The sequence below is a fragment of the Micromonospora sp. NPDC048905 genome, from assembly GCF_040649655.1.
Taxonomy (GTDB): domain Bacteria; phylum Actinomycetota; class Actinomycetes; order Mycobacteriales; family Micromonosporaceae; genus Micromonospora.
This window is the reverse complement of sequence record NZ_JBEZFV010000007.1, coordinates 37190-52000: the sequence shown is the minus strand read 5'-3', so window position 1 is coordinate 52000 and position 14811 is coordinate 37190. Positions and strand designations below refer to the sequence as shown.

Here is a 14811-nt window from a genome sequence, read left to right as displayed (position 1 = left end):
CAGGGTTCAGGGCCAAGCCCAGTGCGATCCCTGCCAACCCCACGCACAGTGCGACGACGCAGATCCCTCGCTGCGTCCGAGTCATACGGAACCACGCCGATCTACTCGCTCTCGCCATGCCGGTAGGGTGCCACGAATCGATCAGTTTGGCTTCCTGGCTAAGAGCGGATCTCTGAGGAGGGCCGAGGTGCGGGGCGGAGCCCCGGGAACTGCTGTTCTTGCCGCGTTCCTTGCCGCTCGCTACTCGCGTCGGGCCGTGATCCGCCTCAACCCGAACCAGTAGAACAGGGGTGTCCAGATCACGAGCCAGAGCAGCAGGGTCAGCCACGGGTGCTCTGGCTTCGACCATGATATTGAGACCCACGCGCATGCCAGGCCCGATACGACGGCAAGCAGGACGTTGGCAATCCACGGCGGCTGGTAGTCAGTTCCGCGTCGTAGTGCGTGCATCCGTCGCCTGCTCGTGAAAGAGCCGTAGACGCCGCTGGCCACGGCCAGGATCACGATGGCGGACAGCGCGGTCAGCAAGGTGGACACCGCGGGAGTGTCACATGCGTCAATGGCGCGGACAACCCGACGGTGCGGCCGGCCGGCGTGCGCGGCGGGCCGGAGGTCCAGAGCGCGGCGCCGTGCCGGCGCGGTCGCGCCGCGCTTCGCGCGGTGCCTTGATCTAATAGAGCGGAATTCGGCAGTCTCGAACGTCGCGGACCTGTCCTCCGTCGACTGATGCGCGACGGTCGTCCGCCAACTGATCTGCGACATCCGAGCGGATCGCGGCAGATTAACGGTCCTGCTCGGTTCTCAGCACGCGCATCATTCGCAGGATGCCCTGATGAATCAACACGCCGACGCCGGTGTTGGCTATGGCGAGCCCAGACGCGCCGAGCAACCCCGGCCCGACACTCATCGCGTCGTCGGCGGCGAGCAGGACTGGCCACCCCAGAGCGGCGGCGATGAGCGACAACCGCCACCAGCGTCCGAATACAAGGCCGAACAAGATCAGTGTCGGGATCACGGCGATCCGCCCTTCGCTGCTCCCAACATACGCTCATCGGCCGGGCGTCCGCCCCACCCCCCGACGTCACGGAACGGGGCGCCCGCTCGGCGGCAGAAGCGGACGTTCACTCACTAGGTGAGTCACCGCTACCGCCGCTCCGCGCCCTGGCGACGCCGACTACGGTCGGCACTAGCCCGATGAGGCCAAGACCCCCGTAGCCCAACCAGACCAGCCCTGAAGTCCTACTGCGGTGCTCGACGTGGGCTGGGGTGAGGGCAAGCAGTCGCGGAAGTGGGTCTACGGCAAGACGGAACGGGAAGTGCTCGGCAAGCTGGCCGACCTGCGCCGCCGCCAGGAGCAGGGGCAGAACCTCGCCGCCGCTCCTCGGACGGTCGGGGAGTGGCTGGACGAGTGGTTGTGGATGAAGGAGCGTGACGGGAAACGGCCGTCGACGTTGCAGGGCTACCGGAAGCTCATTGAGAACCACGTCCGCCCGGCGCTTGGCCGGCTGGCACTCGACAAGCTGACGCCGACCGTCATCCGCCGGCTGCTGGCCGAGAAGACAGACGTAGGTCTGTCGGCAACGACGGTTCGGCACATCCACGGGCTGATCCGGAACTCACTCGGTGACGCGGAGCGGGAGGAGTTGGTGCACCGCAACGCCGCCAAGTCGGTCCGTCCGCCGGCCATGAGGCAGATCGAGCGTCGCGCCCTGGGCGTGGATGAGGCCAAGCGGCTGCACGACCTGCGGCACGCGTGCGCCACATTCCTGCTCGTCTCCGGTGCCTCGCCCCGGACCGTGATGAAGGTGCTCGGTCACAGCCAGATCGGGCTGACCATGAACACCTACGCGCACGTCCTGCCGGAGATCGAACGGACCGCCGTGGACGAGGCCGCGAAGCACCTCTCGGCTGACTTGGCTGTACGAATGGCTGTACGGGGGGCGAGGTGATCGACGGGATCGGGCACGGCGGCCCGTTGACCTGCGGCGGAAAAGGGTGCGCCCGGCAGGATTCGAACCTGCGGCCTTGGGATTAGAAGTCCCCTGCTCTATCCGCTGAGCTACGGGCGCGTGTGGCGTGGATGTCGCGCCCAGAGGGTACCGCCGCCCTCCTGCCCAGTGGCGAAAAGGGTGCCCGCGTCCACGTTGCCGAGCAGGGTCTCACGTCGATCGCGTGTCGGGCATCCGGGTTCCCGCGGACCGACGTGGCCCCGGACCGTACCTTTGGCTGGTGCTGCTGGAACCCGACGTTGAGAGCGACGTCGCCTACGAGCTGTGCCAGATCGTCGGCCGGGCCATCCTGCCGTACCGGTCGGGCGAGGATGTCGGCACCGCGTTCTTCTTCCAGGATGGCGACGACCCGGTGGGGGAGTCGCTGCTGACGGCGGCCGACCTGGTCGGCGGGCCGGGTGGGGAGCTGGGGCTGCGGGCGAGCGTCACCGAGCCGGCCGGGGTCGCCCCGGCCGCCGTTGCCGCGGTTGAGATCGTGCCCGGCTGGTCCCGCTTCCCGGGCGACGGCGTCGCGGTGCTGCCGACCGCGGGTCTGCACCGGTACGCCGGGGACGGCGGCTGGCGCTGGCGCGTCCAGCCGGTGCCCGCGGGGATCGCCGCCGGGCCCGAGGTGGTCGCCCGCCTCACCGCCGACGCCGGTTCCGCTTTCGTGCTGGCCCACGGTGTACGCGAGGACGGGTCGCGTCCGCTGGAGGTCGCGATCGAGCGGGTGGTCCGCGACGGGGACGCCGTGCGGATCACCACCGAACTACCGGAGGGGTACGTGGGCGCCCCGGTCTTCGTCGTCCAGCCCGACGCGTCGGGGGAGCTGTCGCCGTACTGCCTGGGTCTGGTGTTGCCTGGCGTCGGCGAGCATCCGGTGGCGACCTTCGACCGGATCCGTGCGGTCCTCCCGGCGACGCCCGGCGACGTCTGAGCTGCCAGCCGCGCCGTCCTCCGGACCGGTCAGCCGGCTGTCGCCGCGCCTGCCGCTTCGGGGGCGGTGGGGCCGGCGGCGAGGAACGCGTCGGCCCAGCGGCCGACCTCGTCGAAGACCTTCTTGCGGACGGCCGGGCCGGAGAGCGTCAGGTCGTGCAGCCCGCCGTCGAAGCGGGCCACTGTGACGTGGCGGCCGAGGCGTGGCGCATACCGGACCATGTGCTCGACGTCCAGAACGGCGTCGGCGAGGGTCGCGTTGTCGTGCCACCGGGTGCCCCGGAAGGAGCGGGTTGAGCAGGCCAGCAGCACCGGAACCGGGATGTCCAGACCGGCGCGCAGCCGGCGCTGGCCCGTGCGGATCGCGTTCACCCAGCCGGCCCGGACCGGAAAGCCGGCCAGCGGCTTCCAGGCCAGGTCATAGGTCCACTCGCCGCGGTGGTCGGAGTGCAGGCTCTCGCCGTACACGGTGCCCAGCCCGAGCGGCAGGATGCGGTGCGGCGCCCTGCGGCCCAGTCGGGAGACGGCGGCCGCGAGGGGTCGGCGCACCGCCCAGGGGGCGTTCAGGTCGAAGAAGGGGCTGTTCAGGACCAGGCCGTCGACGGTGCCGGTGTCGCGGCGGGCGTCTGCCCAGAGCGGAAGGATCAGACCACCGGTGGAGTGGCCCATCGCCAGCAGGGTGTCGTGCCCGTCGTCGGAGCGGATGATCTCGGCGGCGGCGTCCAGCTCGGGGAAGTAGTCGCTGATGTCGCGGCAGAAGTTCGGGGTCTGGCCCGGGAGCAGGCTGCGCCCGTATTTGCGTAGGTCGAGCGCGTAGAAGTCCCAGCCGCGCTCGGCGAAGAAGTCGGCGAGGTGGGTCTGGAAGAAGTAGTCGACGAACCCGTGCACGTAGAGGACGGCCCGCCCGCTGGGGCGCTCGGCCCGGCGCCGGACCAGGGTCGCGACGACAGGTCCTTCGTCGTCGGTGCCCAGGTCGATCGTCTGCCGTTCGTACGGCGGCCCCAACACGTCCGGTTCCACGAACGCGACGCTACGCCGCCAACCTACCGAACGGTAGCCCTCGCCTGGCTGCCCCGTGCTCCCGCGATCTTGCACTGACTGGGGATACGACAGTGCAAGATCGCGGAGCGGAGCGGGTGAGGTCAGGCAGTCTCCGTGTCGGCGCGCTCGGGGTCCTGCTCGTCGGTGGGGTCCAGCTCGCCCTGGGGCTGCGGGATGTCGCGCAGGTGCTTGTTGTGCCGGGGCTCCTGACGGGTCTTGGCGTCGTTGAGCCGGCGGCGCAGGTCGTCGCGGACGTCGTTGAGCGCGGCGTGCAGGTCCTCTTCGGCGGAGGTGGTGACGATCTTCTGTCGGCCAGCGATCCAGCACTCCAGGGTGACCTTCTGACCACGTGCCTCCCGGTCCTTCACCGACACCTCCAGCTCGGTGGCGTCGGCGTGGAAGCTGGCCAGCCGAGCGTCGAGCGTGGCGAACTGCTCGGCGATCCAGTTGCGGTCGCCCTGCGAGAACCCGGTGCCCACCCGCAGGCACTCGGCGACGGTGGCCGGGTTCGCCGCGGCGCTCATCGCCGTGCCTCGGAAGCGATCGCGGAGCCGATTCTGGTGATCATCATGAAGCTGACCTCTCGTCGACGTGGAGCTGTCGGTGGTGCGTTGATCAAGTGCTTACCCAAAGTGGTTGGTCTCGGAAACCGCCGACGCCGGGGTGGCCGGGTCGGCCGTACCACATCAGCGCGTGATCAGGGCTTTGTCCACAGGTGGGTTCGTCGTCCACAGGTTCGGCCTGCGCGCTGGTGAGGCTCGCCCGCAGCGCCCAGGCTCGGTGTCGAGTCGACTCGCGTTCGCAGGCCCCGATCCCCCTGGAGGGACGATGTTCGACACCTACGTCACAATTGTCGGCAATGTGCTGACTGCTCCCGAATGGCGACGTACCAGCCAGAGCAACACGCTGGTGGCCAACTTCAAGGTCGCCTCCACCGCCCGCCGACTCGACCGGGACAGCGGCAGGTGGGTCGACGGCAATTCGCTGCGCGTACGCGTCAACTGCTGGCGCAAGCTCGCCGAAGGCGTGGCGGCGTCCGTGATGGTCGGCGATCCGGTGGTGGTCTGCGGGCGGCTCTACACCCGCGACTGGACCGACGACGCCGGCAACCACCGCGCCGTCTACGAGTTGGAGGCGGTTGCCGTCGGCCACGACCTGTCCCGCGGTCGAGCCCGGTTCCTGCGCAACCGACCGAGCATGACCACCAGCACCGTGGAGGACTCCGAGGCCGAGAGCCGGGTGCACGGCGAGCCCACCGAGCCGGTGCCGGCCGGGCACGAGCCCGTGCTCCCCGACGACCGCCCGCTGGATGACGACTTCGAGCTGCCCGACTACGCCGCGCTGCGAACCAGTCCGTACCTCGACGACCCGATGGACGCCGATGGTCCTCCGACCGACGATTTCTCCTCGCCCGGCGGTGTTACCCCGACCAGCGGGCAGATCGGGCCGGGCAACGTCCCGGCGGGTCTCGACGGCGAGTTGGGGCTCCCATCCGAGGCGGACAACGGCGGCGGCCATGACCCGGACGACGAGTTGGGGCCGGTGCCGGACGAGGGGCAGCCGGAGCCGCCGCCGGCCGGCCGCGGGCGGCGTGGTCGGGGAAGGATCCCGCAGCCGGCCTGACCGACCGGTTCGAGGACTGGCCTGGCACGACGGGGGCGGGGTGGCGGCGCGACCAGCGTCGTCACCCCGCGTGACGGCATCGGCGGGGTCAGCGGAGGATCGTCGGCTGCGGTCCGCCAGCAGGCGCTGGCCGCCTGGGAGCGCCCTGGGTCGGGCCGGTTTCCGGGACGCTCGTCTAGGCTGGCCGGCCTGGGAGGTGGTGCACGTGCGACGGACCGCGCCGGTGGCGAACGCGGTGGGGTTGCTGGCCGGGTACGCGCTGGACAGGCTGCTCGGTGATCCGCGCCGGTGGCACCCGGTGGCCGGTTTCGGGCAGGCCGCGGGTGCGTTGGAGCGCCGCCTCTACCGCCCGGATCGGACGGCGGGCACCGCGTTCACCGCGCTGGCCGTGGGCGGGCCGGTGCTGCTCGGGGCGGTCGCCGCCGCGGCTACCCGCCACCGGCCGGTGACCCGGGCGGCGCTGGTGGCCGCCGGCACCTGGACCGTGCTGGGTGGTCGCACGCTTCGCCACGAAGCCACCACCATGGGTCGGACGCTGCGTGACGGTGATCTGCCCGCCGCCCGGCGACGCCTCGGCCACCTCTGTGGGCGGGACCCGTCGACGTTGGGCGAGTCGGAGTTGGCCCGCGCCACCGTCGAGTCGGTCGCCGAGAACACCTCCGACGCGGTTGTCGCCCCTCTGGTCTGGGGTGCGGTCGCCGGCCTGCCCGGCCTGCTGGGCTACCGGGCGGCAAACACCCTCGACGCGATGGTCGGGCACCGGTCGGCGCGCTACGCCCGATTCGGCACACCGGCCGCGCGGTTGGACGATGTCCTCAACCTGGTGCCGTCGAGGCTGACCGGGCTGCTCACCATCGCTGTCGCGCCGGTCGCCCACGGGGATCGGCAACGGGCCTGGCGGGTATGGCGGCGTGACCGCAACGACCACCCGAGCCCCAACGCCGGCCAGTGCGAGGCGGCGATGGCCGGCGCGCTCGGCGTCCGCCTCGGTGGCCGCAACGTCTACTTCGGGCGCTCCGAGGTGCGGCCGTTCCTCGGCGACGGCCCCCGCCCGGAGGCGCGCCACCTCAAGCGGGCCGCCCGGATCTCCGGCTCGGTCGGGCTGGCCGCGGTCGGGCTGGCCGCCGTGTACCCGGTTACCTTCGGCCGTCTGGTCGGCTTCGTGAGTCGGCACGGGTTGTCCGCCGTGACTGGAGGGCGCGGGTTTTCTGCGGTGACCGGAGGGCGCGGGCTGCGAGCTGTCGGAGCGGGGAGGGGGCGGTGAGCGGCGGGCTGCTGGTCGCCGGCACGACCTCCGACGCCGGCAAGAGCGTGCTCACCGCCGGTATCTGTCGTTGGCTGCACCGGCAGGGCGTGAAGGTGGCGCCGTACAAGGCACAGAACATGTCGAACAACTCGGCGGTGGTCGTCGGGCCGGACGGGCGCGGCGGCGAGATCGGACGGGCCCAGGCCATGCAGGCCGCTGCCTGTGGGCTCGCCCCCGACCTGCGGTTCAACCCGGTCCTGCTCAAGCCGGGCAGCGACCTGGCCAGTCAGGTGGTCCTGCTCGGCGAGGCGGTCGACACGATCACCGCCGGCACGTTCCGGCACCTGCGTCCCCGGCTCGCCGAGACCGCGTACGCCGCACTCGCTGAGCTGCGCGACGCGTACGACGTGGTGATCTGCGAGGGCGCCGGCAGCCCCGCGGAGATCAACCTGCGGGCCGGTGACTACGTCAACATGGGGCTGGCCCGGCACGCCAACCTGCCCACCATCGTGGTGGGCGACATCGACCGTGGCGGCGTCTTCGCCTCGATGTTCGGCACCGTCGCCCTCCTGGACCCGGCGGACCAGGCACTGATCGCCGGCTTCGTGATCAACAAGTTCCGGGGTGACCGGGGGCTGCTCCAGCCGGGGCTGGACATGCTGCGTCACGTCACGGGTCGGCCCACGTACGGAGTGCTGCCCTGGGCACTGGACCTGTGGCTCGACGCGGAAGACTCCCTCGCCTACGGCCGGGTGCTCGGCCGCCCCGCGGCCCCGCACGGCACCGAGTGGTTGGACGTGGCGGTCGTTCGCCTACCCCGGATCAGCAACGCGACCGACGTGGAGGCCCTGGCCACCGAACCGGGCGTTCGCGTACGTCTCACCATCGAGCCGGCCGAGTTGGCCGCCGCCGACCTGGTCGTCCTGCCCGGCTCCAAGTCCACCGTCGCCGACCTGGCCTGGCTGCGCGAGACGGGTCTCGCCGACGCGGTGGTCACCCACGTGGCGGCCGGTAAGCCACTGCTCGGCCTCTGCGGCGGCTTTCAGATGCTCGGCCGCGCCATCCACGACACGGTGGAGAGCCGGCGGGGCAGCGTACCGGGGCTCGGCCTGCTGCCCATCGAGATCACCTTCGATCCCCGCAAGACCGTCCGACAGTCGGTGGGCACCGCCCACGGCGACCTCGCGGTGCGCGGTTACGAGATCCACCACGGGTACGTCTCGCACACCGACCCCACCCTGGCCCCGTTGCTGACCGGCGACGACGGTGTCGGCGAGGGAGCCGTGCTCGGCGCGGTGCACGGCACGCACTGGCACGGGGCGTTCGAGTCCGACGGGTTCCGCAGGTGGTTCCTCACCGAGGCGGCTCGCCTGGCCGGGCGCAGTGGATTCCGGGTCGCGCCGACGACCAGCTTCGCCGCCGCCCGGGAGCGTTCACTCGACCTGCTCGGTGACCTGGTCGAGGAGCACCTGGACACCGCTGCCCTCTGGCGTCTCATCGAAGCCGGCCCACCCGCCGGCCTACCCTTCATTCCACCCGGCCCGCCACCGTCCTGACCCTGTCCAATGCGGAGTGTTGGGGGACCGGGCCGCGCCCGGGGTGTTCGCGGCGCCCTCGCGAGTGGGGTGCCCTCGCGAGTGGGGTGCCCTCGCGGGTCACCGCCTCCGCATGATCGTGCACGATCCTGGTTGTAGTGGCCTCGCGGGCGACGGGAGGGGCCTGGTTCCGGGATCGAGCACGATCTTGATCTGGGCGTCGGCAGCGGGCCGGCGAGGCGGTGGGATTCAGGGGCGGATGTCGGCTGGCCGGTCGGTCGTGGGGAGACCGGCGGCGAGCCAGGCGTCCACACCGCCGATCATGTCGGTCGCCCGGCGTAGACCGAGGGTCTGCAGGCTGGCGGCGGCGAGGCTGGAACTGTAGCCCTGCCGGCACACCAGCACGATCTCCCGGTCGTAGCCGGTGGCTTCGGGGATCCGCCAGGCGCTGGCCGGATCGAGCCGCCATTCCAGCACGGTCCGGTCGATGACGACCGCACCCGGCAAGTCGCCCTGTTCGCGGCGTTGCAGGTCGGTGCGGGTGTCGACCAGCAGCGCGCCGCCGCGGACCGCCTCGACGGTCTGCTGCGGGGTCAGTCGGTGCAGCCCGGCGCGGGCCTGTTCGAGCAGGGCGTCGATGCCGGGGCTCATCACGTCTCGGAGCACCACCCGATCATGCCGATTTGGTAGCGCCCCGGACGGCGAACGGGTCGCCCGTCACCCGTCGCCGCCCCAATTCCCCCGGACGTGACGGCACTCGGCCAGGGTGGTCAGCCGGACGAGTCGGAATGGCCAACGTCGACCGCTGTTGCAGCATGATCCACTCGACCTCAGGGATATCGCGGTGTCCCGCTGTCGGGGATACCGCGACATCCGTGATCTGGAGTCGATCATCCGTGGTTGCGGCGGCATACTTCGGTCATGCAGCAGGCGAGGCTGTGCTGAGCCCCGACACCGGCCGGCCGGTGTCAGGCCGCGAAGCCCTGAACACGGCAGGACCCGCGACCGGCAGGGCTGGGGACGCCGACGAGCCGGGGGACGCCGGCAAGGCCGGGCCTGCCGACGAGTGGGTGGCCGCCGGCGGGGCCGGGGACGCCGACGAGCTGGGGGACGCCGGCAAGGCCGGGGACCGGCCGGGCGTGGTGGTTGTCGAGGCGTACGCCGAACTGGCTCGTCGGGCGCTCGCGGGCCCGGCGCGGTTGGGGCGGACCCGGCTCGTCGCGGTCGACGGGCCGAGCGGCGCGGGTAAGAGCCGGTTCGCCGCGCACCTCGCGGATGCCCTGGCGGTGCGGCTGGGCGGTGCTCGCCCGCCCGTCGTGCACACCGACGACCTGCTCGACGGTTGGGACGACCAGGTCACCTTCTGGCCACGGCTCGACGAGGAGGTGCTCGCCCCGCTGCGCGAAGGGAAACCGGGTGCCTACCGGCGCTACAGCTGGGTGCGGCAGCGCTTCCTGGCCCGGCCGGTGCCGGTGCCGGTGGCGCCGGTGCTGGTGGTGGAGGGGGTCACCGCTGCCCGCGCGGTGGTCCGGCCGGAGGCGACCCTGTCGGTGTTCGTCACCGCGCCCGCGTCGGTGCGGCTGGCCCGCGCGGTCGCTCGGGACGGGTCGGAGATCCTGCCCGAGCTGCGTCGCTGGCACGCCGGGGAGCGGGCGCACTTCGCCGCCGACGGCACGGCCGCCCGCGCCGACCTGCTCGTCGACGGCGCGCCGACGCTGCCGTCCGACGCGGACCGCTACTACGCGCGCATCCGTTGAGCGGGCAGTGGACGAGCGGCACCGGCTCCGGCACGATGCGAGAAGGACGACGCGAGCGGCACGATGCAACAAGGACGACGCGAGCAGCACGACGCGAGCACGACGACGCCAGAAGCACCACGCGAGAGCGCTCAGGGCGCGCGGCGAACGGGGGACTCATCATGTCGGCAACGGAGCCGCCCGCGCGGCGCCGGATCACGCTCACCGGGATCAGCTCGCGGGCCTGGGAGCATCCGGCCGACCGGGGCGCCCTTGTCGCGTTGCGGGAGCTGCGCGGTTTCGACGACGTGGTGCGGTCGTTCTTCGGCATGTGGAACGAGCGCGGGTTCCGGCTGTCCGTGCTGGCCTCCGGCATCCGGGTCGACCACCGGCAGTACCCGGCGGTGTGGCAGCGCTACACCGAGGCCGCGGCGGCGCTCGACGTGGCCGAGCTGCCCGAGCTGTACGTGACCCAGTCGCCCTGGTTGGGCGCCGAGGCGGTCGGGCTGGAGCGGCCGTTCATCGTGCTGAACTCCGCGTGCGTGCAGCAACTCGACGAGGACGAGCTGCGCTGCCTGCTCGGCCACGAGTTGGGGCACGTGGGCAGCGGGCACGCGGTCTACAAGACCATGCTCATGATCCTCACCCGGTGGGCGGCCAACCTGAGCTGGTTGCCGGTGGGCGCGATCGCGCTGCGGGCGATCATCGCCGCGATGCTGGAGTGGTGGCGCAAGGCGGAACTGTCCGCCGACCGAGCCGGTCTGCTCGCCGGGCAGGACCCGGCCGCCGCCCTGCGGCTGCTGATGAAGCTCGCCGGCGGCGGTGACCTGTCCCAGATCGACACGACCGCGTTCCTGGAGCAGGCCGCCGAGTACGCCGGGGGCGGGGACCTGCGCGACAGCCTGCACAAGATCCGGATGACAGCGTGGAGCACCCATCCCGCGCCGGTGGCACGGGCGGCGCAACTGCGCCAGTGGATCGACTCCGGGGCGTACGGGCGGGTGCTGGGCGGGGACTATCCGCGCCGCGACGAGGACAGCTCGACGAGCGTCTCCGAGGAGATCAAGGCGGCTGCCGACTCGTACCGGGAGGAGTTCAGCCGCTCCACCGACCCGCTGGTCGGGCTGCTGCGCCGGTTCGGCGACGGCGCGAGCGACGTCGGCGAGTGGGTCGGCGGCACCGCCGGTCGGGCCCGCTCCTGGGTGGATGCCGCCACCGAGGCGGCGGGCCGCGCGCAGCGCACCGGTCGGGCCGCCCCGGGCGCCGGCCCGGCGGACGGCGGCGACGGTACGGGCTCCGCCGGCACGACCCGGTAAGGCCGGCATACGATTCCGGTCATGACCTCACCGATCATGTCCGAGTCCGAGGTGCGGGCCGCCGTCGAGCGGGAGATGCCCGGCGTCCGTGCCGACCTGGAACGCCTCGTCCGCATCCCCGGCATCGCCTTCGAGGGTTTCGACCATTCCCACGTGGAACGCTCCGCCGAGGCGGTCGCCGAGTTGCTGCGCGGCTGCGGCCTGGACGTCGACATCGTGCGTTCCGGTGGCCAGCCGGCGGTGATCGGTCGTCGAGCCGCCCCGCCCGGCGCGCCGACCGTTCTGCTCTACGCCCACCACGACGTGCAGCCGGTCGGCGACCGGTCGCTGTGGGAGTCCGACCCGTTCGAGCCGGTGGAACGGGACGGCCGGCTCTACGCCCGGGGCGCGGCCGACGACAAGGCCGGTGTCATGGCGCACGTGGCGGCACTGCGGGCGTACGGGGACGCGCTGCCGGTCGGCGTGGTGCTCTTCATCGAGGGTGAGGAGGAGTACGGCTCCGACTCGCTGGAGCGGCTGCTCGCCGAGCACCGCGACCAGATCACCTCGGATGTCATCGTGATCGCCGACTCCAGCAACTGGGACGTGGGCGTACCGGCGTTGACCACCTCGCTGCGCGGCGTCGTCAACTGTTTCGTCGAGGTGCGCACGCTGGACCACGCGGTGCACAGCGGCATGTTCGGCGGCGCCGTCCCGGACGCGCTCACCGCGCTGGTCCGGCTGCTGGCGAGCCTGCACGACGACGCCGGTGACGTGGTGGTGGACGGGCTGGTCGGCCGGGAGGGGGCCACCGTCGACTACCCGGAGGACCGGTTCCGCGCCGAGGCCGGCCTGGCCGAGGGCGTGCAGTTCGTCGGCACCGGACAGCTCACCGACCGGCTCTGGACCAAACCCGCCGTGGCGGTGCTCGGCATCGACGCGCCGGCCACCGGCGAGGCGCCGAACGCCCTGGTGCCGGCCGCCAAGGCGAAGCTCAACGTCCGCCTCGCGCCGGGGGACGACCCGAAGCGGGCGTACGCGGCGGTGCGCGCCCACCTGGAGAAGCACGCCCCGTGGGGCGCCCAGGTGACCGTCAGCCTGGAGCACGACGGCAACCCGTGTGTGATCGACGCGTCCGGGCCGATGTTCGACGCCGCCCGCGCGGCGTTCCGGGCCGCCTGGGACGGCACCGAGCCGGTGGACATCGGCATCGGCGGTTCGATCCCGTTCATCGCCACGTTCCAGGAGATGTTCCCGAACGCGGCGATCCTGGTGACCGGTGTGGAGGATCCGCACGCCCGCGCGCACGGCCCGAACGAGAGTCTGCACCTGGGGGAGTTCGCCCGGGTCTGCCTCGCCGAGGCGCTGCTGCTGGGCAAGGTGGCCGCAGCGGGGAGGTAGGTGTCGGAACGGCAACTTCCGGTCTGATCTGGGATTTTACGGCGTGTCGGATGGCTGGCTGTTATAGCCTTTCGTACATGAGTACGAACGAGGTGATGGCCCGGTTGGGGGCCGCCGTCAGCGCACTGGGAGATGTCGACGTCTCCGCGTGGTCCGAGGACACGCTCAACGAACAGCTCGGTGAGCTCTCCGCCGCTCTGGTCGCCCTCGACTCGGTGCTCTCCCGGGTCGCTGGCGAGGTCCGTGCGCGGGGGTTGCGCATCGAGGAGCCCGTCTCCGCCTAGCCGCCTGTTTCCTGAGGCCTGGACGGCCTGCCGCAGGCCCCGAACCGTCGTCCGCGCAGGTGGGCGGCACCCCGCCGACACCGCCCGGGCACGGCAATGCCCGGGCGGTGTCGGAGGTGACTGGCAGGATGGGCGGCGTGCGGTTCCTCGATCTGGCAGCGACGTCCGCGGCCGTCGGCGCCACCAGCGGCCGACGGGCCAAGGTGGAGCTGCTCGCTGACGCGTTGCGCCGGCTCGACCCGGCCGAGGTCGAGCCCGGTGCCGGCTACCTCGCGGGTGAGCTGCGCCAACGGCAGACCGGGGTGGGCTATGCGAGCCTTCGTGACCTGCCGCCACCGGCCGCCGAGCCGACGCTGACCGTGGCCGCCGTCGACGCGGCCATCGCGCAGATCGCCGCGGTGCACGGCACCGGTTCACAGACTCGGCGTCGGGCGCTGCTCGGTGCCCTCTACGCGGCGGCGACGGCCGACGAGCAGCGTCTGCTCACCGGTCTGTTCAGTGGCGAGCTGCGGCAGGGCGCCCAGGCCGGTCTTCTCGCCGACGCGGTGGCGCGGGCCGCCGACGTGCCGGTGGCCGCGGTCCGTCGGGCGCTGCTGCTCGCCGGTGACCTGCGCGCCGTGGCGGTGGCCGCGCTGGCCGGAGGAGCTGCCGAGCTGGCCGGCTTCGGCCTGCGGGTCGGCCGACCGTTGGCGCCGATGCTCGCGCAGAGCGCCCCCTCGGTCGACGAGGCGCTCGCCGCGACGGGCACGCCGGCGGTGGTCGACGTGAAGCTCGACGGCATCCGCATCCAGGTGCACCGCTCCGGCGCGGACATCGCCGTCTTCACCCGCAGCCTCGACGAGATCACCGCCCGGGTGCCCGAGGTGGTCGCCGCGGTCCGGTCCCTGCCGGGGCGGGAGTTGGTGCTCGACGGGGAGGCGATCGGTCTCGACGAGACCGGGCGACCACTGCCGTTCCAGCAGACATCGAGCCGGGCCGCCCGCCGCACCACCCCGAGCACCACCGGGCGCACACCTGTCGCCCCGGCGGTGCTCGCGGCCGCCGCCAGCACGGGCGCGACGGTGCTCACTCCGTACTTCTTCGACCTGCTGCACCTCGACGGTCAAGATCTGATCGACCTGCCCGGCCGCGAACGGTGGGCCGCCCTCGCCGGTGCGGTGGATTCGTCGCTGCTGGTCGGGCGGATGGAGGTCGACGGCCCGGAGCAGGCCGCCGCCGCGTTCGCCGCCGCGCTCGACGCCGGGCAGGAGGGCGTGGTGGTCAAGGCGCCGGATGCCCCCTACGACGCCGGCCGGCGCGGTGCCGCCTGGGTCAAGGTCAAGCCCCGGCACACCCTCGACCTGGTGGTGCTCGCCGTCGAGTGGGGCAGCGGGCGGCGCAAGGGCTGGCTGTCCAACCTGCATCTGGGTGCGCGCGACCCGCAGACGGGTGGCTTCGTCATGCTCGGCAAGACGTTCAAGGGGCTCACCGACGAGTTGCTGCGCTGGCAGACCGAGCGTTTCCTCGACCTCGCCGTGGAGCGCGGCGACTGGGTGGTGCGGGTCCGCCCCGAGCAGGTGGTGGAGATCGCCTTCGACGGGGTGCAGACCAGCTCGCGCTATCCCGGGGGGATGGCGCTGCGGTTCGCCCGGGTCGTGCGGTACCGCGACGACAAGTCCGCCGCCGAGGCGGACACCATCGACGCGGTCCGCGCCATCCACACCGGCCGTCCCGTCGGCTGACCGGC

The 14811-nt window shown here is 72.3% G+C and carries 15 protein-coding genes and 1 tRNA gene; 10 read left to right on the top strand and 6 right to left on the bottom strand.

Annotation, left to right across the window (positions count from 1 at the left end; all coding sequences use genetic code 11):
- Positions 1 to 240 precede the first annotated feature (240 nt).
- A complete protein-coding gene (locus AB0C01_RS19460) occupies positions 241 to 537 on the bottom strand; it encodes a hypothetical protein (protein WP_357571766.1) in 297 nt (98 codons plus the stop codon).
- A 244-nt stretch (positions 538 to 781) separates the two neighbouring features.
- Positions 782 to 1015: a hypothetical protein gene (locus AB0C01_RS19455; protein WP_357254654.1), complete on the bottom strand. Its 234-nt coding sequence runs from the start codon at positions 1013 to 1015 to the stop codon at positions 782 to 784.
- A gap of 241 nt (positions 1016 to 1256) precedes the next feature.
- On the opposite strand from AB0C01_RS19455, the gene AB0C01_RS19450 reads away from it, so the two are divergent.
- Complete coding sequence (locus AB0C01_RS19450) at positions 1257 to 1949, top strand: site-specific integrase (RefSeq protein WP_357571765.1); 693 nt, start codon at positions 1257 to 1259, stop codon at positions 1947 to 1949.
- Between the two features lie 47 nt (positions 1950 to 1996).
- On the opposite strand, the gene AB0C01_RS19445 is transcribed toward AB0C01_RS19450, so the two are convergent.
- A tRNA-Arg gene (locus tag AB0C01_RS19445) sits at positions 1997 to 2069 on the bottom strand.
- Between the two features lie 160 nt (positions 2070 to 2229).
- Between AB0C01_RS19445 and AB0C01_RS19440 the strand changes: the two genes are divergently transcribed.
- Positions 2230 to 2925 carry a hypothetical protein gene (locus tag AB0C01_RS19440; protein ID WP_357254651.1) on the top strand — a complete coding sequence of 232 codons (696 nt, stop codon included), beginning with the start codon at positions 2230 to 2232 and terminating at the stop codon, positions 2923 to 2925.
- A 29-nt stretch (positions 2926 to 2954) separates the two neighbouring features.
- Here AB0C01_RS19440 and AB0C01_RS19435 read toward each other — a convergent pair whose 3' ends face one another.
- Both AB0C01_RS19435 and AB0C01_RS19430 read right to left on the bottom strand, forming a co-directional pair.
- Entirely contained in the window at positions 2955 to 3944 is a 990-nt protein-coding gene (locus AB0C01_RS19435) for an alpha/beta hydrolase (protein WP_357254649.1), read from the bottom strand.
- Positions 3945 to 4066: 122 nt separating this feature from the next.
- A complete protein-coding gene (locus AB0C01_RS19430; RefSeq protein WP_357254647.1) occupies positions 4067 to 4489 on the bottom strand; it encodes an HPF/RaiA family ribosome-associated protein in 423 nt (140 codons plus the stop codon).
- Positions 4490 to 4793: 304 nt separating this feature from the next.
- Here AB0C01_RS19430 and AB0C01_RS19425 point away from each other — a divergent pair, with 304 nt between their 5' ends.
- From AB0C01_RS19425 to AB0C01_RS19415, 3 genes are all read left to right on the top strand, one after another.
- Positions 4794 to 5588 carry a single-stranded DNA-binding protein gene (locus AB0C01_RS19425; protein ID WP_357254645.1) on the top strand — a complete coding sequence of 265 codons (795 nt, stop codon included), beginning with the start codon at positions 4794 to 4796 and terminating at the stop codon, positions 5586 to 5588.
- Positions 5589 to 5793: 205 nt separating this feature from the next.
- Positions 5794 to 6852, top strand: a complete 1059-nt coding sequence (locus AB0C01_RS19420) for a cobalamin biosynthesis protein (RefSeq protein ID WP_357571764.1) — start codon at positions 5794 to 5796, stop codon at positions 6850 to 6852.
- Complete coding sequence (locus tag AB0C01_RS19415; RefSeq protein ID WP_357571763.1) at positions 6849 to 8390, top strand: cobyric acid synthase; 1542 nt, start codon at positions 6849 to 6851, stop codon at positions 8388 to 8390. The genes AB0C01_RS19420 and AB0C01_RS19415 overlap by 4 nt, the downstream gene beginning before the upstream one ends.
- Positions 8391 to 8618: 228 nt before the next feature.
- Here the strand turns inward: AB0C01_RS19415 and AB0C01_RS19410 are convergent, their stop codons facing one another.
- Positions 8619 to 9020 carry a rhodanese-like domain-containing protein gene (locus AB0C01_RS19410; RefSeq protein WP_088949799.1) on the bottom strand — a complete coding sequence of 134 codons (402 nt, stop codon included), beginning with the start codon at positions 9018 to 9020 and terminating at the stop codon, positions 8619 to 8621.
- Between the two features lie 488 nt (positions 9021 to 9508).
- On the opposite strand from AB0C01_RS19410, the gene AB0C01_RS19405 reads away from it, so the two are divergent.
- The 5 genes from AB0C01_RS19405 to AB0C01_RS19385 all read left to right on the top strand — a co-directional run bounded on the left by AB0C01_RS19405 (position 9509) and on the right by AB0C01_RS19385 (position 14806).
- Positions 9509 to 10126, top strand: coding sequence for a hypothetical protein (locus AB0C01_RS19405; RefSeq protein WP_357254780.1), 618 nt, complete (start codon positions 9509 to 9511; stop codon positions 10124 to 10126).
- A 161-nt stretch (positions 10127 to 10287) separates the two neighbouring features.
- Positions 10288 to 11421: a M48 family metallopeptidase gene (locus tag AB0C01_RS19400; RefSeq protein WP_357571762.1), complete on the top strand. Its 1134-nt coding sequence runs from the start codon at positions 10288 to 10290 to the stop codon at positions 11419 to 11421.
- A 36-nt stretch (positions 11422 to 11457) separates the two neighbouring features.
- On the top strand, positions 11458 to 12801 hold the full coding sequence (locus AB0C01_RS19395) for a dipeptidase (RefSeq protein WP_357254778.1): 1344 nt from the start codon (positions 11458 to 11460) through the stop codon (positions 12799 to 12801).
- A gap of 77 nt (positions 12802 to 12878) precedes the next feature.
- Positions 12879 to 13085, top strand: a complete 207-nt coding sequence (locus tag AB0C01_RS19390; protein WP_030333429.1) for a hypothetical protein — start codon at positions 12879 to 12881, stop codon at positions 13083 to 13085.
- Between the two features lie 128 nt (positions 13086 to 13213).
- Positions 13214 to 14806: an ATP-dependent DNA ligase gene (locus AB0C01_RS19385; RefSeq protein WP_357254776.1), complete on the top strand. Its 1593-nt coding sequence runs from the start codon at positions 13214 to 13216 to the stop codon at positions 14804 to 14806.
- Positions 14807 to 14811 lie beyond the last annotated feature (5 nt).